The sequence below is a fragment of the Allobosea sp. GW821-FHT03A12 genome (assembly GCF_058986765.1).
On the sequence record NZ_JBYSVZ010000005.1, the window covers coordinates 424,620 to 449,299 of the forward strand.

Annotated in this window: 26 protein-coding genes; 12 read left to right on the forward strand and 14 right to left on the reverse strand. The window is 67.2% G+C overall.

The window, feature by feature from the left end; all coding sequences use genetic code 11:
* Positions 1 to 22 precede the first annotated feature (22 nt).
* Together AC3WLC_RS20685 and AC3WLC_RS20690 are read right to left on the reverse strand one after the other, a co-directional pair.
* On the reverse strand, positions 23 to 910 hold the full coding sequence (locus tag AC3WLC_RS20685) for a LysR family transcriptional regulator (RefSeq protein WP_493685792.1): 888 nt from the start codon (positions 908 to 910) through the stop codon (positions 23 to 25).
* Positions 907 to 1,782 carry a LysR family transcriptional regulator gene (locus AC3WLC_RS20690; protein ID WP_493685793.1) on the reverse strand — a complete coding sequence of 292 codons (876 nt, stop codon included), beginning with the start codon at positions 1,780 to 1,782 and terminating at the stop codon, positions 907 to 909. The genes AC3WLC_RS20685 and AC3WLC_RS20690 overlap by 4 nt, the downstream gene beginning before the upstream one ends.
* Before the next feature lie 120 nt (positions 1,783 to 1,902).
* Between AC3WLC_RS20690 and AC3WLC_RS20695 the strand changes: the two genes are divergently transcribed.
* From AC3WLC_RS20695 to AC3WLC_RS20715, 5 genes are all read left to right on the forward strand, one after another.
* Positions 1,903 to 3,429 carry an ABC transporter substrate-binding protein gene (locus AC3WLC_RS20695; protein WP_493685794.1) on the forward strand — a complete coding sequence of 509 codons (1,527 nt, stop codon included), beginning with the start codon at positions 1,903 to 1,905 and terminating at the stop codon, positions 3,427 to 3,429.
* 43 nt (positions 3,430 to 3,472) lie between these two features.
* Positions 3,473 to 4,408, forward strand: a complete 936-nt coding sequence (locus AC3WLC_RS20700) for an ABC transporter permease (RefSeq protein ID WP_493685795.1) — start codon at positions 3,473 to 3,475, stop codon at positions 4,406 to 4,408.
* 4 nt (positions 4,409 to 4,412) lie between these two features.
* A complete protein-coding gene (locus AC3WLC_RS20705) occupies positions 4,413 to 5,225 on the forward strand; it encodes an ABC transporter permease (protein WP_493685796.1) in 813 nt (270 codons plus the stop codon).
* Positions 5,226 to 5,261: 36 nt separating this feature from the next.
* Positions 5,262 to 6,197, forward strand: coding sequence for a serine hydrolase (locus tag AC3WLC_RS20710; RefSeq protein WP_493685797.1), 936 nt, complete (start codon positions 5,262 to 5,264; stop codon positions 6,195 to 6,197).
* A gap of 211 nt (positions 6,198 to 6,408) precedes the next feature.
* On the forward strand, positions 6,409 to 6,756 hold the full coding sequence (locus AC3WLC_RS20715) for a RidA family protein (protein ID WP_493685798.1): 348 nt from the start codon (positions 6,409 to 6,411) through the stop codon (positions 6,754 to 6,756).
* A 174-nt stretch (positions 6,757 to 6,930) separates the two neighbouring features.
* Here the strand turns inward: AC3WLC_RS20715 and AC3WLC_RS20720 are convergent, their stop codons facing one another.
* On the reverse strand, positions 6,931 to 7,143 hold the full coding sequence (locus tag AC3WLC_RS20720) for a hypothetical protein (protein ID WP_493685799.1): 213 nt from the start codon (positions 7,141 to 7,143) through the stop codon (positions 6,931 to 6,933).
* 147 nt (positions 7,144 to 7,290) lie between these two features.
* On the opposite strand from AC3WLC_RS20720, the gene AC3WLC_RS20725 reads away from it, so the two are divergent.
* From AC3WLC_RS20725 to AC3WLC_RS20745, 5 genes are read left to right on the forward strand one after another with little or no spacing between them, the layout of a single operon-like run.
* Positions 7,291 to 8,367: a LacI family DNA-binding transcriptional regulator gene (locus tag AC3WLC_RS20725; protein ID WP_493685800.1), complete on the forward strand. Its 1,077-nt coding sequence runs from the start codon at positions 7,291 to 7,293 to the stop codon at positions 8,365 to 8,367.
* Positions 8,368 to 8,417: 50 nt separating this feature from the next.
* Positions 8,418 to 9,701, forward strand: coding sequence for an ABC transporter substrate-binding protein (locus tag AC3WLC_RS20730; RefSeq protein ID WP_493685801.1), 1,284 nt, complete (start codon positions 8,418 to 8,420; stop codon positions 9,699 to 9,701).
* An 11-nt stretch (positions 9,702 to 9,712) separates the two neighbouring features.
* Positions 9,713 to 10,657, forward strand: a complete 945-nt coding sequence (locus tag AC3WLC_RS20735) for a carbohydrate ABC transporter permease (RefSeq protein WP_493685802.1) — start codon at positions 9,713 to 9,715, stop codon at positions 10,655 to 10,657.
* A 10-nt stretch (positions 10,658 to 10,667) separates the two neighbouring features.
* Positions 10,668 to 11,513: a carbohydrate ABC transporter permease gene (locus AC3WLC_RS20740; RefSeq protein ID WP_493685803.1), complete on the forward strand. Its 846-nt coding sequence runs from the start codon at positions 10,668 to 10,670 to the stop codon at positions 11,511 to 11,513.
* A gap of 56 nt (positions 11,514 to 11,569) precedes the next feature.
* Positions 11,570 to 12,868, forward strand: a complete 1,299-nt coding sequence (locus AC3WLC_RS20745; protein ID WP_493685804.1) for an alpha-glucosidase/alpha-galactosidase — start codon at positions 11,570 to 11,572, stop codon at positions 12,866 to 12,868.
* Positions 12,869 to 12,994: 126 nt separating this feature from the next.
* On the opposite strand, the gene AC3WLC_RS20750 is transcribed toward AC3WLC_RS20745, so the two are convergent.
* The 11 genes from AC3WLC_RS20750 to AC3WLC_RS20800 all read right to left on the reverse strand — a co-directional run bounded on the left by AC3WLC_RS20750 (position 12,995) and on the right by AC3WLC_RS20800 (position 22,962).
* Positions 12,995 to 13,963 carry a formylglycine-generating enzyme family protein gene (locus AC3WLC_RS20750; protein WP_493685805.1) on the reverse strand — a complete coding sequence of 323 codons (969 nt, stop codon included), beginning with the start codon at positions 13,961 to 13,963 and terminating at the stop codon, positions 12,995 to 12,997.
* Positions 13,950 to 15,455, reverse strand: coding sequence for a tripartite tricarboxylate transporter permease (locus AC3WLC_RS20755; RefSeq protein WP_493685806.1), 1,506 nt, complete (start codon positions 15,453 to 15,455; stop codon positions 13,950 to 13,952). Before AC3WLC_RS20755 ends, AC3WLC_RS20750 begins: the two co-directional genes overlap by 14 nt.
* Positions 15,455 to 15,904 (reverse strand): tripartite tricarboxylate transporter TctB family protein, encoded by a 450-nt coding sequence (locus AC3WLC_RS20760; protein WP_493685807.1) that lies wholly within the window; start codon positions 15,902 to 15,904, stop codon positions 15,455 to 15,457. The genes AC3WLC_RS20755 and AC3WLC_RS20760 overlap by 1 nt, the downstream gene beginning before the upstream one ends.
* 16 nt (positions 15,905 to 15,920) lie before the next feature.
* On the reverse strand, positions 15,921 to 16,895 hold the full coding sequence (locus tag AC3WLC_RS20765) for a Bug family tripartite tricarboxylate transporter substrate binding protein (protein ID WP_493685808.1): 975 nt from the start codon (positions 16,893 to 16,895) through the stop codon (positions 15,921 to 15,923).
* A 48-nt stretch (positions 16,896 to 16,943) separates the two neighbouring features.
* Positions 16,944 to 17,231 carry a flagellar biosynthesis protein FlgA gene (locus AC3WLC_RS20770; RefSeq protein ID WP_493685809.1) on the reverse strand — a complete coding sequence of 96 codons (288 nt, stop codon included), beginning with the start codon at positions 17,229 to 17,231 and terminating at the stop codon, positions 16,944 to 16,946.
* On the reverse strand, positions 17,228 to 18,124 hold the full coding sequence (locus AC3WLC_RS20775) for an NAD(P)-dependent oxidoreductase (RefSeq protein ID WP_493685810.1): 897 nt from the start codon (positions 18,122 to 18,124) through the stop codon (positions 17,228 to 17,230). Before AC3WLC_RS20775 ends, AC3WLC_RS20770 begins: the two co-directional genes overlap by 4 nt.
* A 71-nt stretch (positions 18,125 to 18,195) precedes the next feature.
* Entirely contained in the window at positions 18,196 to 19,422 is a 1,227-nt protein-coding gene (locus AC3WLC_RS20780; RefSeq protein ID WP_493685811.1) for an ABC transporter substrate-binding protein, read from the reverse strand.
* A 21-nt stretch (positions 19,423 to 19,443) separates the two neighbouring features.
* The gene (locus tag AC3WLC_RS20785) at positions 19,444 to 20,253 is read right to left on the reverse strand and encodes an ABC transporter ATP-binding protein (protein ID WP_493685812.1); all 810 of its coding nucleotides are present in this window, start codon (positions 20,251 to 20,253) and stop codon (positions 19,444 to 19,446) included.
* An 11-nt stretch (positions 20,254 to 20,264) separates the two neighbouring features.
* Complete coding sequence (locus tag AC3WLC_RS20790) at positions 20,265 to 21,017, reverse strand: ABC transporter permease (RefSeq protein ID WP_493685813.1); 753 nt, start codon at positions 21,015 to 21,017, stop codon at positions 20,265 to 20,267.
* The gene (locus AC3WLC_RS20795; protein WP_493685814.1) at positions 21,014 to 21,793 is read right to left on the reverse strand and encodes an ABC transporter permease; all 780 of its coding nucleotides are present in this window, start codon (positions 21,791 to 21,793) and stop codon (positions 21,014 to 21,016) included. Before AC3WLC_RS20795 ends, AC3WLC_RS20790 begins: the two co-directional genes overlap by 4 nt.
* 11 nt (positions 21,794 to 21,804) lie before the next feature.
* Positions 21,805 to 22,962, reverse strand: a complete 1,158-nt coding sequence (locus AC3WLC_RS20800) for a UxaA family hydrolase (protein ID WP_493685815.1) — start codon at positions 22,960 to 22,962, stop codon at positions 21,805 to 21,807.
* Positions 22,963 to 23,124: 162 nt separating this feature from the next.
* Between AC3WLC_RS20800 and AC3WLC_RS20805 the strand changes: the two genes are divergently transcribed.
* Together AC3WLC_RS20805 and AC3WLC_RS20810 are read left to right on the forward strand one after the other, a co-directional pair.
* Positions 23,125 to 23,805, forward strand: coding sequence for a GntR family transcriptional regulator (locus tag AC3WLC_RS20805; RefSeq protein ID WP_493685816.1), 681 nt, complete (start codon positions 23,125 to 23,127; stop codon positions 23,803 to 23,805).
* Positions 23,802 to 24,680, forward strand: coding sequence for an SMP-30/gluconolactonase/LRE family protein (locus AC3WLC_RS20810; RefSeq protein ID WP_493685817.1), 879 nt, complete (start codon positions 23,802 to 23,804; stop codon positions 24,678 to 24,680). The genes AC3WLC_RS20805 and AC3WLC_RS20810 overlap by 4 nt, the downstream gene beginning before the upstream one ends.

Consider the following 24,680-nt stretch of genomic DNA (forward strand, 5'->3'; position numbering starts at 1 on the left):
ACCTGGGTGACGAACCAGTCGGTTAGCCGGGCATCCGATCTCTTACGAGTATCTCGACGAAGCGCGCCGCCAGTCGGGACAAAGGCCGGCTCCGGACCGTCATCAGGCAGATGGTGATTGGCAGTTCCGGCGTCACATCCAGCCTGACCAGCCCCTCGAAGCGCTGGGCCTGGGTCAGCAGGCTGTCGATCAGGATGACATCGCCCTGGCGCGCCAGCAGATGGGCGGCGGAAATGCTGTAGGGCACGGTCATGAAGGGGGCATAGTCGAGGCCGGCCTGCTCATGGGCGCGCGCGATCAGCCAGCCCAGCGGCGATTTCTCGCGATCGAAGCAGATCAGCCGATGGTTCCGGAGCTCAGGCAAGCTGACTCGGCCACGACGCGCCAGCGGATCGTCCTCGCGCACCAGGGCGATGATCGAGGCCTGCGCGAAGGGCGTCAGGGCGATGTCGTCGGTGACGCGGGGCGAGAACATCACGCCGAGATCGGCGGCGCCCTTCGACAGCTCCGTCGGCGCGTCGCCCATGATCAGCTCGATGCGGGCCTGCGGATAGTCCGTCACCAGCCGCCGGATCGCCTGCGCTATGAGCCCCTGGCCGATGCTGGGCGTCGATGCGATCCGCAGCGGCAGGGCGCGCCCGGAGCGCACGTCGCCGACGGCTCCGCGCAAGGCGCGCCATTCGTCCTCGACATGGCCCAGCGCCGACATCAGGCCCCGGGCCTCGGAACGCAGGACGAGGCGGCCGTCGCGGCGATCGAAGACCGGGACGCCGAGGGCGGATTCGCTGCGGGCGATGATCTTGCTGACCGCCGACTGCGTCAGATGAAGCTGCCGCGCGGCCTCGACGGTGGTGCCGCAACGGTCGACGGCGCGCAGGACCGTCGCGTGGGATGGCGTCAATGCCTTCATGTGCCCGCTCCCACGAGATGCTCCAGCAGGATCCGCGCAGCATGGTCGAGCGGCGCGCCGTCGCGATGATGAGCGAAGGCCGTGACAAGGGGGCTCTCGTCGAGCGGACGGACCGCCAGTCCTTGCGTCAGGCTGCTGCTGATGACGAAGCCGTCGACGACGGCGATGCCAACGCCCTCGCGCGCCAGATGGCAGGCGCTGTCGGTATGGCGGACGGTGATCGCGATCTGGTCTGACAGGCCGGTGTGGCCCAGTGCGTCCTGAAAGCTGTCGGCCAGGCTGATGCCGTCGGGCCCGTAGCTGATCAGGCGCTGGCCTTCGAGGGCCTTGCGCGACAGCTTGTCATGGGCGGCGAGCGGATGAGCCTCGTCGAGCACGCAGACGAGGGGACTGCTGCGCAGGACGATGTCCAGCAACCCTTCTGTCGCCATCGGACCGTAGGAGATCGCGAGATCGACTTCGTTGGCGCTGAGGTGATCGCGGACATGGTCGAACATCACTTCGACGGCGGCCCGATCGCCGAGGTCGCGGCGCGCGTCGGCGATGGCGGGCGGCAGGATGCTGTGCGCCAGGCCGGGCACGGTCGCGATCCGCAGACGATCGGCCATGCCGACGCGGATCATGTCGGCTTCATGATGCGCCCGGCGCAGCGCACCGAAGGCTGGACGTGCCAGGCGGCTCAACTCAAGTGCCTCGGGGGTCGGAGTCAGCCGCCCCTGGACGATCGCGACAAGGCTGAGGTCGAGCTCCTTTTCCGCCAGGTGCAACGACTTGATCACGGCAGACTGGCTGACGCCCAGCCCCTGCGCCGCTTCACCGGTGCCGCCGAGCCGGACGAAGGCATCGATCACCTGCAGCGCGCCCAGCCTCATTCAGGCTATTCCACTTGGTTGATAATCTTGCCGAATGTTTCATTTGCGAGACTAGGCATGCGCATGGAAGGTTGCAAGCTGCCGCCGCCGAGGCAGAGCGGCCAAGATCAGGGGATCTCCATGACCACTTTCCGTTCCATGGTGTCGGCTGCCGCGCTTGCGCTTTCCCTCCTCGGCCCGGCTCTCACCGTCGCACCCTCCGGCGCCTTTGCGCAGGGCGTTCTCAAGCTGGCGCAGACGCAGGACCTCGTTTCGCTCGACCCGATCGCGACCAGCGACAACCCGTCGATCCACGCGCAGCTGCTGATCTACGACACCCTGCTGCGCCCCAGCACGGATGCCACCAAGCTGGAGCCTGGCCTCGCCGAGAGCTGGACGGTCAGCGATGACGGCCTGACCTATACCTTCAAGCTCAGGGCGGCCAAGTTCTCGGACGGCACGCCGGTCACCGCAGCCGACGTCGCCTTCTCGCTGAAGCGGGCCGGCAGCGATGCGTCGAGCTGGAAGCGCTTCTTCGCCGGAATCAACGCCATCGAGACGCCGGACGAGCGCACTGTGGTGCTCAGGCTGAAGACGGTGTTCACGCCGCTGCTCAACAACCTCGCCTTGTTCTCCTCGGCGATCCTGCCGCAGAAGGCGTTCGAGGCGGCGCCCGACAAGTTCTTCGAGAAGCCGATCGGCTCCGGTCCCTTCGCCGTCGCGGCTTGGAACAAGGGCCAGGCGCTCTCGCTCAAGAAGAACGCCCATTACTGGCAGGCCGGCAAGCCGAGCCTGGACGGGGCTGAGATCATGGTCCTGCCTGAAGGCAACAGTCGCGTGCTGAAGCTGCAGGCCGGCGAAATCGACGCGGCGCTCGAAATCCCGCTGAACCAGATGCAGAGCCTCGGCCGCGCCGGTACGGTCAAGACCGCCGTCGCCAATGTGCTGCGCACCGACTTCGTGCTGCTGAACACCAAGAAGAAGCCTTTCGACGATGTCCGTGTCCGCCAGGCGCTGAACTACGCCATCGACAAGGAGGGGCTGGTCAAGGCGCTGCTCTACGGCGCCGGTAAGGTGGCGAACTCGCCGATGCCTCTGATGGCCTATGCCGATCCCGAGCTGAAGCCCTACGCCCATGACATCGCCAAGGCCAAGGCGCTGCTCAAGGAGGCCGGCTATGCCGAGGGCTTCAAGACCTCGCTCCTCGTGCATTCGGGCCGACCGCTGCACCGCCAGGTCAGCCAGGCGCTGCAGAGCGCGCTCGCGCAGATCGGCGTCACGGCCGAGATCCGCCTTGCCGAAGGCGGCACGCACTGGTCGACCACCAAGGCGGGAGACTACGAGATGGCCGTCTCCTACGCCTCCAGCGACACGATCGACCCCGACCAGATGGCCGGCTTCCTGATCGTCAACCCGGAGCGCGCCAACGCCTACCACACCGAGTGGAAGAACGAGCGCGTCAATGAGCTCTACGAGAAGGAGCGCGCGACCAAGGACGGGCCCGAACGCGGCGCGATGTTCAAGGAGATGGTGAAGCTCTCCCATGAGGGCGCGCCGTCGATCTTCCTGTTCTATCCCGGCACTCCCTACGCGTATCGCAGCACTGTCAGCGGCTTCGAGGTGCTGCCGACCGGCAATTTCCGCCTCGAAGACGTCAAGCTGAAGTGAGGAGGGGGCGGCCGGTGGCTGCCCTGCGCTCCGGCCCATCCCCATGCTGACTTACATTCTCAAGCGGTTCGTCCAGCTCGTCCCGGTGCTGTTCGGCATCACGCTGGCCTGCTTCTTCCTGCTGAGGGCGTTGCCGGGAGATCCGGCGACGCTGCTGCTGGGCGCACGCGGCGGTGCGGACGAGATCGCGGCGATGAAGCAGCGCCTCGGGCTCGACCTGCCGCTGTGGCGGCAATATCTGCTCTTCCTCGGGGACATCCTCTCGGGGAGTCTTGGACGCTCGGTCGTCTACGGCCAGTCGGTCATGGCGCTGGTGCTGGAACGCCTGCCGGCGACGCTGTGGCTCGTCGCCTATTCGACTGTGATCGCGGTGGTGCTGACGATCCCGCTGGCGCTGTGGTCGGCGATCCGGCGCGACCAGGCGCCCGATATCCTGATCAAGCTCCTCTTCACGGTGCTGCTCGCGATTCCCTCTTTCTGGCTCGGGCTCGTCCTCGTCGTCGTCCTCGCCATCTGGGTGCCGCTATTTCCGACCTCAGGCTACGGCACCGGCATCCTCTCACGTCTGCACCATCTGACGCTGCCCGCCTTCGTCATCGCGCTGGCGACGGCTTCGCTGACGATCCGCAGCCTGCGCAGCGGCATCCTCAACGTGCTCGGCTCGGACTATGTCACGACGGCTCGCGCCAAGGGCAACGCGACCAGCCGCACCATGCGCGTCCATGTGCTGCCGAATGCGCTGATCAGCTCGATCTCGGTGCTCGGCGCTCATACGAGCTGGGTCATCGGCGGCACGGTGGTGATCGAGACTGTTTTCGCCCTGCCGGGGCTGGGCTCGCTCTTCGTCGAGTCGATCTTCGCCCGCGACTACCCGATGATCCAGGGGCTGACGATCGTCTTCGCCGTGCTGGTCGTCCTGATCAATCTTGCGACGGACATCGCCTATGCGCTGGCCGATCCGCGCATCCGGCTGGATTGACGCGATGAGCAAGCGCCGCCTCGATCCGACGCTTCTCGTCGGCCTCGCCATGCTCCTACTGCTGTGCCTGTTCGTCGGCCTCGGGCAGGTCTGGACGCCGCACGATCCCTTCCTGGTCGACTACGGCAACACGCTGCAGCCGCCCTCCGCGACGCACTGGTTCGGCACGGACGATCTCGGCCGGGACGTCGCTTCGCGCGTGATGGCCGGCGGGCTGGTCGACCTGCGGGTCGCGCTGGTCTGCGTCGCCGCGCCCGCCATCCTCGGCATCGCGATCGGCGCGCTTTCGGGCTTCGTCGGCGGGCGGGTCGATACCGTGATCATGCGTATCACCGACATCTTCTGGGCCTTCCCGTTCCATGTTCTAGTGATCGCCATCGTCGGCGTGCTCGGGCCCGGCGAGGCCAATCTCTATCTTGCCTTCCTGCTGGTGAACTGGATCTCTTTCGCACGCATCACCCGCGGCGAGGTGCTGGTGCTGCGCGAGCTCGAATATGTCCAGGCGGCGCGCAGCTTCGGCTCGACCGACAGCCGCATCGTCACGGCGCATATCCTGCCCAATGCGGTCACGCCCGCGATCGTCTTCGCCATGGCGGACGTCGTGCTGACGATCCTGGCCGTGACCTCGCTCTCCTTCCTCGGCCTCGGCATCCAGCCGCCGACGCCGGAATGGGGGCTGATGATCGCCGACGGACGTCAGTTCATGTTCGACGCCTGGTGGATCGCGACCGCTCCCGGCCTCGCCATCGTCTACACCGGCGTGACCTTCGCCTTGATCGGCGAGGGCCTCGACACCGCGCTGCGCCCCAAGGGCTGACGCGCCCTCCTTTCCGCCCTGTATCGCGAGACGGCCATGAGCTTCTTCATCGAGACTGCCGAACTCCAGCGGATCGGCGCACTGATCGAGGCCCATGCCGCGCCGATCTATGCGGCGCGTGGCATCCCCTTTGAGCAGTTCGCCTATGTGCTGATCCAGCCCGGCAAGGACGGCGGCAAGCCCCAAGGCGCGGCATTGCGGGCGAATTGGCGCGCCTATCCCTGCTCGCTGGTGAAGGTGTTCCACCTCGTCGCGGCGCAACTGCGGCTCGAGGACGGGCGGCTCTCCGCTCATGGCGAGCTCGACCGCGCCATGCGCGACATGATCCTTTGGTCGTCAAACTCGGCGACCAACTACATCATCGACCTGATCACGGGTACGACCGGCGACACCTTGCTGGACGATCACGACATGAACGCGTGGTGCGAGCGCCGCGAGGAGATCAACCGGATCTTCGCCGGGCTGGGCTGGCCGGAACTCGCCGGCATCAACCTCAACCAGAAGCTGATGGACGACCTGCGCTATGGGCGGGAGAAGGTCGCGCTTGACCGCTCGGCAGCCGGGCACAACTGCCTGACGCCGATCGCCATGGCGCGGCTGATGCACGAGATCTTCAGCGACTCCGCCCTGTTGCCGCCGGCGCGCCGTGCCGTCGTCCGCGACCATCTCGCCCGCGACGCCAACGATCCCGACCGCGGTCGCGGCGCCTATCAACTGCTCGGCTATCTCGGCGACACATTGCCCGAGGGCACGCAGATCTGGTCCAAGGCCGGGCGCACGCGCTGGCTCGGCGACGACCGCGCCTCCTTCCGCCGGCATGACGCGCTACGTGCGATCCTGCCGCAGGGCCAGGAATTCCAGCTCACCGTCTTCACCCAGGGCGAGGCCATCGCGGAGGACGAGCGCTTCCTCCCCGGAGTCGGTGCGCTGGTCGCAACCGAGCTGTCGGCCCTGGCGCCGGTAGGCCGATGATGCCGCCCGCAGCTCTGGAGTGACTGGAGCCTATTCAACAACGGTCTCCGGACGCAAAGTTTGCAATGTCCGGTTTCAGGCTGACGCTTAATGTCCGGAAATGGCGCATCGCGGCGATATGGCGTCGTCGCGTTGTGCGTCATAGAGGCGATCAGCGCCGGCGAGCCGACCCTGGAAACCGGCCGAAGACCGAATAGATGGAGCTGATCCCATGATTGAACGCATTGGCATGACGGAACGCTGGAGCGACGCCGTTATCGTTGGAGATTTGATCTTCCTCGCGGGCCATGTCGCCGAGCAGACGCGCGGCCAATCCGTCAAGGTGCAGACCGAGGAAGTCCTGCTCAGCCTCGATGACACGCTGGCCCAGGCCGGCGTCTCCAAGAACAACCTGGTCAGCGTTACCATTTACCTCGCCGACATGACGGGGTTCGCCGCCATGAACGAAGCCTGGGACGCCTGGGTCGCAAAAGGCCACGCGCCGGCCCGCGCGACCGTCGAGGCGCGCCTTGCCTATCCCGACCTCCTCGTCGAGATGACGGCGATCGCCTCCCGATAGTCCCGCGCCGGTCCCATCGGCTCTATCGCCAAATGCGCAGACGCTCTGTCGGGCTTGATCGCTCGACGGAGCGTCGCAGAATTAACCCGAGATCTCCGGGCTTTGAACGCGAGTTGAAGACGCTGCAGGCGTCGGTCCATGCCGGCCGATACTCGCAGCGTCCAATCGGTCTCTTCAGTCGTGGACTGAACGATGCTTGATGAGCCGGACCGCGAGAATCGTCAGGGCGCAACAGGCCATGAGATAGGCCGCGACAAAGGTCGGCTTGCCGTCCGCTGCGGCCACCAGCGAGGCTGCGATGAGCGGGGTAGGGCCCGCGACGAGGAAGGCACCTTGCGCTCCCGCCATCGCCCCGAAGCCGATGCCGTAGCCCAGTCCGATCCCCACCGTCGACCGGTCGCCTCCAAACTCGTCAACGTCATTCTCGTCTCCGCAGCAGCGAAAGCTCCCATTGCGACCGCCTTGACAGATGGATGGTTTCGCACTTAGCCTTCTTCTAAATCGTGTTAGATAAATATTTTGGGACGGAAAGCCTTGGTCAAGCGCGCGCTTCCGCATGAGCGAGCCAGCCGCCGCGCCACCAGCGCGGAGGTCGCCAAGCTCGCGGGTGTCTCGCGGACCACCGTCTCCCTCGTTCTGAACGATCGGGGCGGGGAGCTCGGCATCTCGGCCGAGACGCGGGCTCGCGTCGCCGATGCCGCGGCCCGATTGAGCTATCAGCCGAGCCATGCCGCGCGCTCGCTGCGGCGCTGGCGCACCAATGTGATCGCGCTGCTGCTCTATACGCTCGACAGCTTCTACAACGCCGAGATCATCGGCGCCGCCCATGCCGCAGCGCTCGAGCGTGGCTACTCGCTGAACATCATGTCGGCCAAGTTCGACGAGGTGCACCGGCGAGCTTATGCGCTGCTTTCCGGTGGCGTCGCCGACGGCGTCATCGTGGCTGCTCCGCCCGCGGATCTCGCTGCCGATCTGAAGAAGCTCGCCGAGAACGGCATGCCGATCGTGGTGATGCAGCATCACAGTCCCGACCCGGCACTCCAGGCGGTGCGCGTCGATCTGGAAACGGGTGGCTATGTCGCGACCCGGCACCTGATCGATCTCGGCCATCGCCGCATCGCCCATATCGGCAGCGCCTCGCAGCGCCTGCTGAAGCGCCGCGAGCGCTCCGATGGCTATGCACGAGCGCTCGATGAAGCCGGTATCGCCGCGGACCCGCAGCTCGTCGCGATGGCGGAGCCGAGCCTCGCCGGTGGCTTTTCGGCGATGGAGGAGTTGCTGGCGCAGGACGAACGTCCGAGCGCCGTCTTCGTCTACAGCGACCAGATGGCGGTCGGCGCGCTGCATGCGCTGCGCAAGCATGGCGTGCGCGTGCCGGAGGACATGGCGGTGGTCGGCTTCGACGGCATCGCGCTCGGCGGCTTCGTCACGCCGGAGCTGACCACGGTCGACTATTCCCGCGCCGATATCGGCCGGCTCGCAGTCGAGGCGGTGATCGGCCGGCTGGAGGGCGAGGCCGAGCCGCCGCGCGAGCAGGTTCTGCCGGTACGCCTGCTGGTGCGCGAATCCTGCGGCGGCGTCCGCACCGTCTCGGACGGGGAGGGAGCCTGACCAAGCCCATCACGTTTCAACGACAAAAAAGACCCAGGGAGATCGAAACAATGGCGACCATCACCAAGCGCAGTTTCCTGAAGACGAGCCTGTGCGCCGGCATCGGCGCTGGAACGGGCATGTATTTTGGTGCGGCGAGTGCCCAGAAGGCGGCATCGCTGACCATGACCTCCTGGGGCTCGCCCGCCGAGATCGCGGCCTTCAACGCGCAGATCGAGCGGTACAAGGCCAGCAACCCTAGCGTCGCCATCAAGCTGGAGGTCGTTCCGAGCGGCCAGTATTATCAGCAGCTCGACACCCGTTTCGCCGGAAAGCAGGCGCCGGACATCTTCCGCGCCCAATATCAGCGGATCGGGCGCTATGGGCAGAGCGGCGCGGCGATCGACCTGTCGCAATATCTCGACGCCGGTTTCGGCCAGGACTTCCTGCCTTCGGTCTGGCGGGCGTCGACGATCAAGGGCAAGCCGCATGCGCTGCCGCATCACACTGACACCTTCGCGCTGTTCTACAACGCCGAAATCTTCGAAAAATGCGGCATCGAGGCGCCCAAGAGCCTCGACAAGAGTTGGAGCTGGCAGGAGTTCATCAGCGCCGCGAAGCTGGCCAAGGAGAAGGCCGGGCTGAGCTACGCCTTCGCGATGAACTGGCAGAATTCGAACGCCTATCGCTGGCTGATGTATCTCTATCAGCATGGCGGCCAGCTGCTCGACAACGAGCTCAAGGGGCCGCAGATCAACACGAAGGAGGCGGCCGAGACCGTCGCCTGGACCCAGAGCTGGTTCAAGGATGCGCTTGTCCCGCCCAACACCTCGCTGAAGAGCTCCGAGCCGGTGCAGAACCTGTTCGCGACCGGCAAGATCGCCATGCTGCTGCATGGCGACTGGCAGATTCCCTTCATCCAGGACCAGGCCAAGTTCAAATGGGGCGTCACCTATCTGCCGCGTGACGTGGCGATGGCGGCCGATCTCGGCGGCAATGCCCTGGCGGTCTCGCGTGACAGCAAGAGCCCGGACGTCGCGGCCGATTTCGTCAAGTTCATGGTCGCGGAGGAGGCGATGCGCGAGTTCGTCACCAAGGCGCAGTTCCTGCCGGTGCGCAAATCGCTGAAGGACAAGGGCCTCGTCTACGACATCCGCAACGAGGAGATGAAGGTCTTCCTCGAACAGTCGGCGACCGTGCCGGAGCATCTCGTCAGCACCATCGTCCTGCCGACCTGGGATCGCTTCAACGCCAAGCTGGCCGACGAGCTCGAACTTGCCTTCACCTCCGGCCAGTCACCGACTGCGACCGTCGCCAACATCGAGAAGCACGTGCGCTCGACGCTGCTGGTCTGATGGCGGTGGTGATGGCCATCGCGGAAAACCTGAGAGGGCCGGCGGTCGGCCGGCCCTCGGCGGCCGATGCGCGGCGCTATTGGCTCCAGGCCAGGCGCAACCAGCTGACGCCCTACCTGTTCATCGCCCCGAACATGGCGCTGTTCTCGGTCTTCGTATTCTTCCCGCTGCTCTATGCGTTCTACATCAGCCTGCGGGAATGGAGCCTGATCGACACGCCGCGCTATATCGGGCTGGAGAACTACGCCCGGCTTGCCAGCGACGCGCTGTTCTGGCAGTCGCTGAGCAATACCGCGATCTACTCGATCGCCACGGTCCCGATGAGCCTCGCCATCGGCCTGGCGCTGGCGATCGCCCTCAACCGCGACCTTCTCGGCCGCACCATCCTGCGCAGCGTCTTCTTCCTGCCGGTGGTGATTTCGAACGTCGCCACGGCGGTGATCGCGGCCTGGCTCTTCAACGACAATTACGGCGTCATCAACACGCTGCTGCAGCAGGTCGGGATCGGGCCCGTCGCCTGGCTGTCCTCGCCGCGCTGGGCGCTGTTCTCGCTGGTCGTCACCTCGCTCTGGGTCCGCGTCGGCTTTTGCATGGTAGTCTATCTCGCCGCGCTGCAGTCGATCTCGCCGACCTATTACGATGCCGCGCAGATGGACGGCGCCAGCCGCTGGCAGCAATTCCGCTTCGTCACCTGGCCGCTGCTGCGGCCGGCCACCTTCCTGCTGCTGATCCTCGGCGTGATCCACTCCTTCCAGGTCTTCGACCTGATCTACGTCATGACCGGTGGCGGCCCCGGTTTCTCGACGACGATGATCGTCCAGTACATCTACCAGGCTGCCTTCGTCGGCTCCGAGATGGGCTATGCCAGCGCCATGGGCATGGTCCTGTTCGTGATGGTCCTGATCTTCACCCTGCTGCAATGGCGGGTGAACCGCCGGGTCGAGGACGTGGCATGAGGGCTCCGTCATGATCGCAGGAACGAGCCGAGGCGCCCTGACAGGGCGCCTCGAAACCACCAGCATCTGGCTGCTCCTCGTCGCGGGGGCCGGGATCATGTTCTTCCCGGTCTACTGGATGTTCGCGACCGCCGTGCGGCCGAAGGACGAGGTCTTCAGCGGCGCTGCCGGCCTGATCCCGTCGAGCTTCGTCTGGCAGAACTTCACCGACGCGATCGGGCGCGTGCCATTCCTGAGCTGGACGGTGAATTCGCTGATCATCACCGTGTTCGCGGTGGTGATCACCGTGGCGATCAACCTGCTCTGCGGCTACGCCTTCGCCAAGTTCCGCTTCGCCGGCCGCGACATCCTCTTCCTCGCGGTCTTGTCGGCGCTGATGATCCCGTTCCAGGTCATCATCGTGCCGCTCTTCCTGGTGGTCTCCGAGCTCGGCCTGCTCAGCGATTATTGGGGCGTCATCCTGCCGCGCGCGGCCGAGGCCTTCGGCATCTTCATGGTCCGCCAGTTCATGGTCTCGATCCCCGACGAATTGCTCGAGGCCGCGCGCATCGACGGCGCCAGCGAGCTCAAGATCTTCTTCAAGATCGTGGTGCCGCTCTCAAAGCCGATCATCGCCGTCCTGGTGATCTTCACCTTCATGTGGCGCTGGAATGATTTTGCCCTGCCGCTGATCGTGATGATGAAGCACGAAATGTACACTGTGCAGCTCGGCCTCAACCTGCTGCGCGGCCAGTTCAACACGGAATGGTCGATGATCATGGCGATTGCGCTGCTCTCGCTGGTGCCGATGCTGATCATCTTCACCTTCTTCCAGCGCTATTTCGTGCAGGGCATCTCCGGCTCCGGCCTCAAGTAACCGCTCGCGCAAGAGCGCGGGCCGACCAGCATCGTTGTTTCGAGAAGGATAATACCGTGGTCAAGATCGCCATGATGGGCGCGGGCAGCGCCGTCTTCGTCAAGAACCTGCTGACCGACATCCTGAACTTCACCGAGCTCGGGCGCGTCGTGATCTCGCTGCACGACATCGATCCCGAGCGGCTCGAGACCGGCGGCATGATGGCGCGCTGGACCGCGCAGCAATTCGGCGCCGATGCGGTCATCGAGGAACATCTCGACCGTCGCCGCGCGCTCGAAGGCTGCGACTTCGTCATCAACATGGTCCAGATCGGCATGCACGAAGCGACCATGATCGACTTCGACATCCCCCGGAAATACGGGCTGAAGCAGACGATCGCCGACACGGTCGGCATCGGCGGCATCTTCCGCGGCCTGCGCACCATCCCCTTCATGCTCGATCTCGTCGCCGACATGCGCGAGCTCTGCCCGAACGCGGTGCTGCTGAACTACACCAATCCGATGAGCATCCTGACCTGGGCGGTCTACAAGGCCTTTCCCGAGCAGCGCGTCGTCGGCCTCTGCCACAACGTCCAGCACACGGCGCGTGATCTTGCGAGCTATCTCGGGGTCGAGCAGTCCAGGCTGAGCTATGACTGCGCCGGCATCAACCACATGACCTGGTTCCTCAAGCTCCAGATCGACGGCAAGGACGCCTATCCGGCGCTGCGCCAGGCGATGGCCGATCCGGAGGTCTATGCCAGGGACAAAGTCCGCTTCGAGCTGATGCGCACACTCGGCTGGTTCGTCAGCGAATCCAGCGAGCACAACGCCGAGTACACCCCGTATTTCCTGCGCCGCGACGACCAGATCGCGCAATACGACGTGCCGGTCGACGAATATGTCCGGCGCAGCATCCGCAATCTCGGCCGCTACACCGAGACGCGCCGCAAGCTCCTGGCGGGCGAGGACTTCCCGCTGGAGCGCAGCGATGAATACGGCTCCCTGATCATCCGCGCCATGGTCACCGGCGAGCCGACGGTGATCTATGGCAATGTCGAGAACACCAGGCTGATCGACAACCTGCCGGAAGGCTGCTGCGTCGAGGTGCCGGTGATCGTCGACCGCAACGGCCTGCGCCCCTGCCATGCCGGGACGCTGCCGCCGGAGCTGGCGGCGCATTGCGCGCCCCATGTCTTCGTCCAGGACCTGACGGTGCGCGCGGCGCTCGACGGAGACCGCGAGCGCGTCCACCGTGCTGCGGCGCTCGACCGCCATGCGGCGAGTGTGCTGTCGCTGCAGGAGACGCGGCGCATGGTCGATGAACTGCTCGTCGCCCATGGCGATGCCCTGCCGAAATGGAAGGACGCGGCCTGAGCGTCGCGGATCCCCCTCTCGAAAGGGGGCGCACCAATGCCGCCGATTGGCCTTGCCATCACCGGCCTGGGCAAGATCGGCACGTTTCGGCCAGCGCGGTGACGGGAACCTGCACGCGCATGATGGTCAGCGAGCGGAGCCGTTGGCGTCATAGGCGACACGAAAGCCGGTATGGCTCGTGCTGGTATCGGGTGTGTTCCCGATGCGGGCCGCGATGCGGTAGCGGAAGCAATAGGAGCGGTGGCAGAGGAATGAGCCACCCTTGAGCAGATGCCGGCCCTCGCGGGCCGCGGCCATGTTCAGGGCCCGGGCGGTCCGCTTCAGCGAGCGGACACGGAAGGCGTCCGCATTCCACTCCCAGACATTGCCGCACATCTGGAACAGGCCATGGCCGTTCGGCGCGAAGGCGCGTGCCGGCGCCGTGCCGCGATACCCGTCCGCGCCGCTATCGCGTGCCGGAAACGAGCCCTGCCAGATGTTGCAGGGCAGAAAATCGACGTCATCGGGCTCGCGGTCGCCCCAGGGGAACATCGCGCCGGTGAGGCCGCCGCGGGCGGCGTGTTCCCATTCGCCTTCCGATGGCAGCCGCCCTCCGGCCCAGGTGGCGAAGGCGAGGGCGTCGCGATGCGAGATGTGGACGACCGGGTGGTCCATCCGCTCGGCGAGATCCGATCCCGGCCCCTCCGGCACATGCCAGCAGGCGCCCTCGACCTTGCGCCACCATTCCGCGCCGCTGACCTGCGCGCTGCCGCCAATGTCCGCTGGCAGGTGCCCCGCGAAGACGAAGGACCAGCCGAAGCGTTCCGCCTCGGAGATATAGCCGGTCGCTGCGACGAAGCGCTGGAAGCGCTCATTGGTCACGGCCGCTTCGTCGAGCCTGAAGGGCGAGAGCGTGACGAAGCGGCGCGGGCCTTCGCCGTCGTTCTCGAAGATCGGCGCATCGGTGCCGATCTCGGCCCGCCCGCCGGGGATGGTGACGATCGTCGAGCTGTCGCTACCGTGGTCCGATGCGACCGGAGCCGGCGTCCCGCCCACGGCCTGGCCGCGCCCGAGGGAGGCGCAACCGCAGCCGGGATTCGGGTCAGTCCTCTTCAACGAAAACCTCGCTGCGTTTGCGTGTGACCGACGGCAGCAGCAGCACACAGAGCAGGCCGGCGGTGGCGGTCAAGAGGGCCGCGCTGAGTGGTTCCGTGACGAGATAGCTCGGATCGCCGCGCGACAACACCATCGCCCGGCGCAGATAGGTCTCCATCATCGGCCCGAGCACGAAGCCGAGCAGCAGCGGCGTCAGCTCGAAGCCAAGCTTGACCAGCAGGTAGCCGATCAGGCCGAAGGCGGCGAGCGTGTAGAGGTCGAACACGTTCGAGGCGACCGAATAGACCCCGATCGCCGAGAAGGCGATGATGCCGGGGAACAGGATGTAGTAGGGGACGCTGAGCAGGCGCACCCAGATGCCGATCAGCGGCAGGTTGAGCAGCACCAGCATCAGATTGCCGATCCACATCGAGGCGATCAGCCCCCAGAACAGCTCGGGCTTGTCGGTGATGACGCTGGGGCCGGGCGCGATGCCCTGGATCGTCATCGCGCCGACCATCAGCGCCATCACGGCATTGGCGGGAAGGCCGAGCGTCAACATCGGGATAAAGGATGTCTGGGCGCCGGCATTGTTGGCGCTTTCGGGTCCGGCGACGCCCTCGATGGCGCCCTTGCCGAAGCGCGACGGGTTCTTCGCGAGCTTCTTCTCGACCGCATAGGAGGCGAAGGAGGCGAGCAGTGCGCCGCCGCCGGGCAGCACGCCGAGAATGGTGCCGATCACGGTGCCGCGCGCGATCGGAGCGGCCGAAGCCTTCAAGTCGGCGGCAGACGGCATCAGCCCCGAGACCGTCTTCACCCCGACCTCGCGCTCCTGCTCGTCCTCGAGGTTCCGGAAGATCTCGGCGATGCCGAAGACGCCGACCGCGATCGCGACGATGCCGAGCCCGTCGGCCAGCTCGCCGACGCCGAAGGTGTAGCGCAGCTGGCCGGAGTTCACATCGGTGCCGACGAGGCCGAGCAGCATGCCGAAAACGATCATCGCGAGCGCCTTGAGCACCGATCCATGCGCCAGTGCGGTCGATGCGACGAGCCCGAGCAGGATCAGCGAGAAGTATTCCGCCGGCCCGAATTTGAGCGCCACCGTCGTCAGGGGCTCGGCGAACCAGGCGATCACCAGCGTGGCGAAGCTGCCGGCGATGAAGGAGCCGATGGCGGCGATGCCCAGCGCCGCGCCGGCCCGGCCCTGGCGCGCCATCTGGTAGCCGTCGATCGCGGTCACCGCCGAGCTCGCTTCGCCCGGCAGGTTGATCAGGATCGCAGTGGTCGAGCCGCCGTATTGCGCACCGTAATAGATCCCCGCCAGCATGATCAGCGAGGTCTCGGGCGACATGGTGAAGGTGATCGGCAGCAGCAGCGCGACCGTGGCGGCGGGGCCGATGCCGGGCAGGACGCCGACGAGCGTGCCGAGCAGGGCGCCGATGAAGCAGAACAGCAGGTTGGTCGGCGTGATCGCCACCTGCAGGCCGAGCAGGAGATGGCCGAGCAGATCCATCACGACGCTCCCAGCAGCGGTATCGGAACGCCGAGCCCGTAGCGGAACAGCAGAACGCAGAACCCCGTCAGCCCGGCGGTGAGGGCGAGCGCCAGTGGCAGCGTCATGCGCTGGCTGGCGAAGGCGGAAAGCAGGATCGCGACGGCGAGCGCCGGCACCAAGCCGTAGCGCGGCACGAGCAGTGCGAAGCCGATCGTGGCGCCGCTGGTGAGCAGGATGCCACGCCAGGGAATCCGCCCCGCCGAGACCGCCGCGCTGGCGCCGATCGCGCGCCCGGCGATGGCCAGCCCCATCACGCCCAGCAAGCCCGACAGCAGCACCGGAAAATAGCCCGGCCCCATGCGGAAGCTCGTCCCCACCGGCAGTTGCGCGAAGCCGATCAGGCCGAAGAAGAGCGCGGCCGCGAGCAGCAGAAAGCCCGCTGCGATGTCCTTGAGATCGGCCTGCATGGTGCTGTCCGCCCCGTCAGTCGGTCTCGATGCCGGCCGCCTTGACGATGCCGGCCCAGAGCGCGACCTGCTGCTCGATCAGGGCACCATATTGCTGTGGCGTGTTCGGCTCGACCGGATCGACATTGCTCTTGGCGAAGCGGTCCGCGACATCCGGCATGGCGACCGCCTTGTTGACCGCGGCATTGATGCGCTGGATCACCGCCTCGGGCGTGCCCTTCGGGACATGGATGCCGAAGAAGCTCTTCAGCGCGAGATCGGGATAGCCGGCCTCGACGACGGTCGGCACGTCGGGCAGGTCGGCATTGCGCTTGGTGTCCATCACGGCCAGCGCCTTGAGCTTGCGGGCCTTGACGAGCGGGGCGGCGAAGACCGAGCCGAGCGCCATGAATTGGACGCGCCCTGCGAGCAGGTCCGAGATCGCCGGCGGCTGGCCGGCATAGGGGATCATCTCCATGTCGAGCCCGGCGCTCTGCTTGAACTTCTCGGTGGCCAGATGGACGACCGAGCCGCGGCCGGAGCCGGCATAGGAGGCCTTGCCCTTCTGCGCCTTGATGTAGGCGATGAACTCTTTGAGGTCCTTGACCGGCAGGTCCGCCGGCACGGTGAACATGAAGGTGGTCGTGCCGAAGCTGGCGACGGGCGCGAAATCCTTGGTCGGGTTGTAGCGCAGGCTCTTCGGGTGCAGCGCCACCTGGGTGGTGAAGGGCACGCTGGAGCCGAGCCAGGTGTTGCCGTCGGGCGCGCTCTTGGCGACGGCCTCGGTGCCGACATTGCCGTCGGCGCCCGGGCGCGCCTCGATGATGATCGGCTGGCCGAGCTCGGCCGAGAGCTTCTCGACTAGGATGCGGGAGGCGACCTCCTGCTGCCCGCCCGGCGGGAACGGGATGATCATGCGGATCTGCCGATCCGGCCAGCTCTGGGCCGACGCCGTGGCTGCGATCAAGGCGAGCGCGAGGCCCGAGCTCGCGGCGAGGATGGTCTTGAGCATGTGTCTCTCCCCTTCCTGTTGTCGATTGCCTGCGCGACGCGCCGATCTTCAGCCGGTGTGGCCGCGCAGGCTCTTGAGGTTGTGGACATGGACATGGTCGCCAGCCGCGACCGGCGCGGTCAGCCGGCCGATCACCTCGCCGTATTTGCGGACGTCGTGGCCGGCCGCGAGATCGCGCAGCGCGAGCTTGTGGCCGCTCGCCAGCGCCGCGGCGGCGACGAGCCGCAGGCCCTCGCGCGCGCCGCGGATCGCCACATCGTCGCCGGCCGCCACGGCGGCGACCAGCACGGCGACATCGTCGGCCGGATGCAGGACGATGGCGGCGGCCTCTGTCATGCCGGAAGCCTGACCTGCACGCCGGCAGGGTCCTCGCGCAGTTTGAGCACCGCGCCGACATCCTTGCTGGCGAGGCCGGCCTCGATCGCCTCCTGCAGCGCCGCCAGCGTCGCGGCGCCGACCGGCGTCTCGATGCCGAGCGAGCGGTTCATCGCCAGCGCCAGGCGGCAGTCCTTGTGCGCGAGCTTGACCATGAAGCCAGGCTCGAAATCGCCCTTCAGCGCGCGGTTGTGCATGGCGACGGCGAGCTGCTGGTTCCAGGCCATCGTCGTCTTCAGCACGCTGAGCATCGTTTCGAGGGTAAGGCCCGCCTTGGCGCCGCAGACCAATGCCTCCGAGCTGGCGGTGATCAGCACGCTGGCGAGCAGGTTGTTGGTCAGCTTCATCGCCTGGCCCATGCCGAGTCCGCCGCAATGGATCAGGTCCTGCCCCATCGCGGAGAGCACTGGCCGGGCGCGCTCCAGCACGTCCACCTCGCCGCCGATCATCAGCGTCGAGGTGCCGGCGATGGCATGCTCGACGGTCTTGCCCACCGGGCTGTCGAGCATGTCGACGCCCTTCGCCTTGAGGGCGGCGCCGATTGTCTGTGTGGTCTGCGGGTCGATCGTGCTCATGTCGATATAGAGGCTGCCGGGCCGCAAGCCCTCGGCGATGCCGCTCGGCCCGAGCACGGCCTTCTCCACATCGGGCGCGTCCGGAAGCATGGTGATCACCACCTCGGATGCTCCGGCCACCGCGGCAGGCGAGGGCGCCGCGGTGGCGCCGGCCTCGACCAGCTTCGCCACGGCGGCCTCGTTGAGGTCGTAGACCGTCAGGGCATGGCCCGCCTTCACGAGGTTTCGGGCCATTGGCGCGCCCATGGTGCCGAGACCGATGAAGCCGACCGCTGTCATGATGATTGTCCTTCGTCCTGGATCGAAACCGGTGCCCCGCCCATTTGCGGGACACCCTGCCGGGCCTGCGCTCAGACCGGCGCCTTCCACTGGTCGGCCTGCCAGGCCGGCAGGCCGCGCAGGTCCTTGGCCTTCTGGTCGGTGAACCCGCTTTCGGCGGGGACCTTGCCGGTCGCCTCATAGGCCTTGCGGAGCAGCGGGCTGGCCTTGGCGAAGGCGGACTTGACCTTGTCCCATTCGAGCGGCTTCGGGATCAGCTTGCCCTCGACCATGAACTGCGAGATCTGCGTGATCGCCGCCGCGTCGCCCTCGGTCGGCCAGGCCCAGCCGCGCTGGAACAGCACTTCGTCCTCCACCGCCTTGGCGCCGAGCTCGGGCGGCAGGCCCCAGTATTTCTGGACCGAGGTCGCGACATCCCCGGGCTTCTCCTTGACCAGCTCGGCGATGGCGCGCTGGCTGGCGACCAGGAAGGCCTCGCCGATCGCGGCATCGGCGCCGACGATGCGGTCGCTGCAGATCCAGAAGGAGCGGTGCAGATAGTAGCCGTCGGGGAAGAATTTCGACTTTTGCGCTCCCGGCAGCAGATGGCCCGCTCCCTTGCCGGCCGGGCCGTCATAGCCGGCCTCGCTGTAGCCGAAGGAGTTCATCACGCCGACGATGCCGATCTCGGCCTGGGCCTTGAGGAAGGCCGGGTAGATCACGACGGAGGCATCCATGCCGTCGGGGATCGAGGCGGCCTGCGCCTGCGTCGGCGTGTTGACCACCTTGATGTCGAAGGAGCGGGGATCGGCATTGCCGAGCTCGCAGAGCAGCATCTGCGACAGGGCGTTGTAGGGGTCGCCGCCGACCAGCGCGCCGACCGTCTTGCCCTTGAGATCGGCGATCGACTTGATCGGCGAATCCTTGCGTACCGCGAGCACGAAGCGCAGATGGCCTTCGCCGACCGAGAGCAGGTTGATCGGCTGTCCCTGCGCCAGGAGCCGCACAATCGGGGTGTTCCCCCACATGCCGATGTCGAGATTGCCGGAGATGAAGGCCTCGACCATCGGCAGCGCGCTCGGGTAGTCGCGCCAGTCGACGGTCAGGTCATAGCCGAGATCGGCGGCGGCCTTCTCCAGCATCTTCTCGCCGATCATGCGCTGGGTCACCGGCGAGTTGCCGGCGGCATAGGGCTGGCGGCCGACCGAGACCTTGGCGCTCTTGCGCCCCTGGGCCCGGACGATGGCCGGCATGGCAACAAGGCTCGCGGCGCCAACGACGAGCTGGCGGCGGGTCGGCGTCAGGCTTCCGGTCTTCATGGCGTTCCTCCCTCTTGTTTTTCAGGTCATCGTGGCGCGGTAGGCTTCCTCGCGGATCGACTGCCAGATCGACTGGCAGAGATCGGCGAAGCCCTTGCTGAGGCGGGTGGCGTCGTCGCGCGGCCGCGGCAGGTCGATCTCGACGATGCGCTTCAGGCGCCCCGGATGGCTCGAGAGCACGACCACCCGGTCGGCCAGGAAGACCGCCTCGTCGATGGAATGGGTGATGTAGACCACGGTGCGGCGCTGGGCGGCGGGCTTGTCCTGCCCCCAGATCCGCAGCAATTCGTCCTGCAGGATGATCCGGGTCTGGGCGTCGAGCGCCGCCAGCGGCTCGTCCATCAGCAGGATCTGCGGCTCGTTGGCCATCAACCGCGCGAGCGCGACGCGCTGGCGCATGCCGCCCGAGAGCTGGTGCGGGTACTTCTCCTCGGACCCCGTCAACCCGACGAGCTCGATCACGCGCCTGACGCGCTCCTCGCGCTCCGCCGCCGATAGGCCCGCACCTGCCGGGCCATGGACGAGACCGAAGCCGATATTGCCGCGCACCGTCTTCCACGGGAACAGGGCGTAGTCTTGGAACATCACGCCGCGCTCGGCGCCGGGCCCGCGGATCGGCCGGCCGTCCAGCGTCATCGTGCCGGTGGTCGGGGTCTCGAGCCCGGCCAGCATGTTGAGCACGGTGGTCTTGCCGCAGCCGGAGGGGCCGACGATGGTCAGGAACTCGCCGGGCCGGATGTCGAGCGACAGGTCCTGGACGGCGACGACCGGTGCGGCCGCTGCCCCGAAGGATTTCCCGATGCCGGAGAGGCGGATCTTTGCGTCTGTCATCCTGGCGTCTGTCATGGGGCGCTCCACGGCACGGCGCGGGCGAGGGCGAAGCGCAGCGCGCGGTCGAGCAACAGCGCGACGATCCCGACCGCGACCATGCAGACGACGATGCCGTTGAGCTCGACGCTGTAGGCGTAGAACACGAACATCATCTGGCCGATGCCGCCCTGGCCGCCGGCCTTGGCGCCGACCGCGAGCTCGGCGGCGATGATCGCCGTCCAGGCGACGCCAAGCCCGATGCGCATGCCGACGAGGATGGCGGGCAGCGCCGCCGGCAGCAGTACCACCCGCATACGTGTCACCGTGCCCACGCCCATCGTGTAGGCCGCCCGCATCAGATTGGGCTCGATGCGCTTCACCCCGGCGATCGTGTTGATCAGGATCGGGAAGAAGGCGGCATAGGCGACGATCGCCACCGCCGCCTGCGTGCCGGTGCCGAGCCAGAGGATGATCAGCGGCAACAGCGCGATGGCGGCGATCGGCCGGAAGCTCTCGACCAGCGGATCGAGATTGCGCTCGACCACGGCGACGCTGCCCATGACGATGCCGAGCGGCACCGCGATCGCGGATGCGGTAGCGAAGCCGAGGAAGACCCGCAGCAGGCTCGTCGCCAGCCCGGTGGGCAGGTCGCCGCTGGCGATCATCGCGATGGCCGCCTGCACCACCGTGCTCGGTCGCGGCGCTCGGGCTGAGCCGCTCGCGAGCAGCTCCCAGGCGAGCAGCAGCAGGATCGGCAAAGCGAGCTTCAGCGCCGCGCGGTTCATCGCCGGCCCTCCGCTCGCGCCCAGGGAGCAAGCGCGTCGCCGAGCCAACGCAAGGCACGGTCGGTCAGGAAGCCGAGCAAACCAATGACGGCGATGAAGGCCATCACGGTCGGGGTCGCCAGCATGCTGCGATAATATTCGATGGCGTAGCCGAGGCCGCTCGGCGCGCCGACCAATTCGGCCGCGACCACGGCGGTCCATGACGCCGCCACCGCCAGCCGCAGCGACACCAGCATGGAGGGGAGGGCGGCCGGCACCACCACCTGCCGCATGATCGTACTGCGCGACAGGCCCATGGTGCGCGCCGCCGCGATCAGGCGCCGGTCGACCGATTGCGCCCCCGCCGCCGTGCCGAGCAGCAGCGGGAAGAAGGCCGTGTAGAACATGATGAAGATCGGCAGGCGCTGCCCGATCCCGAAGATGAACAGCGCCAGCGGAATCCAGGCGATGCCGGCGATCGGCCGCAGCAATTCCACTGGCCATTCCAGGAGGTCGCTGATCGTCTTGCTGCGCCCCATGGCGAGGCCGAGCGGGATGGCGAGCACCGCCGCGGCCGCGACGCTGACCAGAAGGCGCAGCAGGCTGATGCCGGCATTGGCGCTCAGCTCGCCGTCGATCCAGCTCTCGCGCAAGGCCTGCGCGACCGCGAGGGGCGACGGCAGCAGCAGCTTGTTCGGCACGGCCTCGGCGGCGAGGTACCAGGCGAGCAGGAACAGGCCCATGGTGCGGGCATAGATCAGCGCCCCGCCAAACCAGCGGACGAGCTCCCAGGGCATGCCGGCTCGGCTCACAGCGACCCCCGGATGCGCGTCGGCACTTCCAGCCCCTCGCCGACGATCTCGCCAAGGGTGAGGGTGCCGTCGGCGACGTCGAGGATCGCTTCGACGAGGCGCTCGCTGCAGGTATCGACTGTTTCGCCGCCGCCGAGAGCGGGGCTGGCGTCGAAATCGATCTGCGTCGGCAGCCGCATCACCGTCTCTGGATGCGCCGAGACCTTGATCGTCGGCGCGATCGCGCTGGCGAAGCTGTTGCCCGGCCCGGTGGTGAACAGCATGAGCGTGGCGCCCGCCGCGGCGAAGCCCGTCATCGAATCCGGCGAGAAGGACGGTCCGTCCATCAAATAGAGCCCCGGCCCGGGCGGGACTTCGGCGACGCCGAGGACGCCCGCGATCGGGCCTGTGCCCGATTTGACGATGGCGCCCAGTGACTTCTCCTCGATGGTCGACAGGCCGCCCTTGATGTTCTCCTCGCCGGGATTGTTGCCGGTCAGGCTGCGTCCGGAGGCGATTGCGATCTCCTCGCGGCGGGCCACGGCCTCCCGGATCCGGGCAGCGACATCCGCATTGGCGGCGCGGCGCGCGAGCAGATGCTCGGCCCCCAGCCATTCCACCGTCTCGCCGACGATGACGCTGGCGCCGGCGGCGACCAGCCGGTCCACCGCCGCGCCGACGACGGGGTTGCTGGCGAGGCCGGAGGTCGCGTCGGAATGGCCGCATTCGACGGCGACGACGAGGCCGGCCGGCCCGGCCAGAGTCCGGCGTGCCCGCGACGCGGCGCGGCTAAGCTCGGTGGCGCGGCGCAGGCCGAGATCGCTGACGGAAAGCGCATCCTCGCCGCATTCGGCGAAGCTGACGCTGGCGACCGGCTTGCCGGAGGGCGCGATCCGCGCGGCGACATGGTCCGATGTGGCCTGATCGACTCCGACGACGAGGACGGCGCCGACATTGGGATTGCGGCCGAGACCGACGAGTTGATCAAGATGCAGGCCAAGATCGGGCTCGACCTGGCCGCGGCCCGCCGAGGTCGCGACCAGGAGCGAGCCCGGCAGATTGCGCGCGATGCGCTCGCTCGCCCGCAAGGCGAGGCCGTTGATGCCGAGGATCAGCACATGGTTGCGCACGCCGACGCGGCCATCGGCACGCAGATAGCCGTGGAACGGTCTCACCTGGAAAGATCCGGCGACATCACGCAAATCTGCCTCCGACTGGCGTCGGCTTCGGGACGCAATAGCTTTATTTGATCAAATCTGTCTTTGGCAAGCCTGAAATTGACAAGGCTTTCGGGCTATGCGAGCGAGATTTGGTCAAATCCGGGGATCAGGCAGGCCATGGCGAGAGTTCCCGACGTCCAGCAACTCCTGCGCGACGACATCGTCTCCGGCGCGCTTCCCTTCGGTTCCCGCTTGCGCATCGACGAGCTGGCGAGCCGCTACGGCGTCAGTCACATGCCGATCCGTGAGACCTTGCGCCAGCTCAGCGGCGAGGGGCTCGTCATCATCGAGCCGAACCGCGGTGCCCGCGTGCGCCCGATCGATCTCGGCTTCGTCGAGGACCTGTTCGACATCCGCAGCGCCGTCGAGACGATGCTGGCCCGGCGCGCCGCCGAGCGGCGCAATGCCGGCCATATCGCCGCCTTGCGCGCCGCCCAGGAAGAGCTTGAGGCCCATGTCCGCAACGGCGACTTCGAGGCGGTGCGGCCGGTGAACCAGCGCTTCCACGAGGTGATCAACGACGCCGCCGGCAATCCCGGCGCGATGTCGCTGGTCGACAAGCACTGGCTGCTCGCCGCCGCGCTCTGGCAGCGCTACGGCTATGACGATGGCCGCTTCTATGACGAGACCCGCTTCCACGGCGTGATCAACGACCACCAGCATCTGATTCTGGCGATCGAGCGGGGCGATGCGACCTCGGCCCTGCTGCTGATGGGCGCGCATATCGAGAAGGCCAAGCATGACCTGCTGGCGCGGATGGCCGTCCAGCCGGCGGCCGGGCTGGAGCAGCCGGCATGAGGTCCGTCGACCTCATTGTCGCGGCCAATAGCGGCGACGTACTCGGCGAGTCGCCGAGCTGGCTGGCACGCGAGCAGTGCCTGTATTGGATCGACCTGCGAGCCCCGGCGCTGCGGCGGCTCGATCCGGCGAGCGGCGCGGTCGAAAGCTGGGCGATGCCGGATCTGATCGGCGCTGTGGTCGGCCGGCGCTCCGGCGGCCTCGTCGTCGCGGTCCGTCATGCCCTGCTCAGCTTTGATCCGCGCGATGGGGAGTTCGCAGCGATCGCGAACGTCGAAGACGGCCCGCCCGACAACCGCCTCAACGACGCTAAATGCGACCCTGCCGGCCGTATCCTCTGCGGCAGCATGTGGGATTTCGGCCTGCGCACGACCGGGGGCCTCTATTCTGTCGATGCGACGGGTGCCGTGACGCAACTGAGATCGGGCGTGACCGTCGCCAATGCCATCGCCTTCGCTCCGGATGGCCGCGCCCTCTATTTCACCGATACGCGGCAAGGAGCGATCGAGCAGGCCGACTACGATCCCGCCACCGGCGAGATCGGCCCGTGGCGCCTCTTCGCGGCGGCCGATGCCGCGCCGGGCCGCCCCGACGGGGCGACGGTCGACGCCGACGGCTATCTCTGGAATGCCCGCTATCAGGGCGGCTGCCTTGCCCGTTTCGCGCCGGACGGCCGGCTCGACCGATTGATCGAGTTGCCGGTGAGCCAGCCGACCTCCTGCGCCTTCGGCGGGGCCGATCTGCGGACGCTCTATGTGACCACCGCGCGCCAGAAACTGAGCGCCGAGGCCTTGGCGGCCGAGCCGCTGGCCGGCGCGCTGCTGGCGCTCGATGTCGGCGTGGCCGGTCTCGTCGAGCCGTTGTTCGCAGGCTAG